We start from the raw sequence: 400 nt of genomic DNA on the forward strand, positions 1-400 counted from the left end.
TATCAAGCGGCTTGTGCTCGCGCGCAGCGAGGGTGTTCCCGACAAGTTCTTCATCGAGGACCGCCTTGACGAGGCCCGAACCCTTACCGAGCACAGCGTAAGGATCGACAGCAAGGACGTTGATCGCCGGATTGATCGCGAGGCTGCGGAGCAGGATACGATTGATATGCGGATCGCCATATCCGTATCCGATAGTGATAACAGCCGTGTCGTTCTGCTGAACGGCATCGCTGAGCAGGCGCATGAGGTCGGAATACGGGTAAGAAAGCGAGTCGCCGTCCTTGGCTGTCGTCGGGTAGATCAGGACCGGTTCATCGACAGTGGCGCTGCCCTCTTCGACCTGCACCACCTCAAGCGTAGTGACGCCGGATGCACCGCCGACAACAGCCTTCCAGTTGAG

General features: G+C 59.0%; 1 pseudogene. It reads right to left on the reverse strand.

The features are described from left to right. Nucleotides 1-400, reverse strand: a pseudogene (locus WDW90_RS38355) (hypothetical protein); the annotation flags it as partial.

Origin of the sequence: Methylobacterium nigriterrae (assembly GCF_037106235.1) — a bacterium.
Classification (GTDB): Bacteria; Pseudomonadota; Alphaproteobacteria; order Rhizobiales; family Beijerinckiaceae; genus Methylobacterium; species Methylobacterium nigriterrae.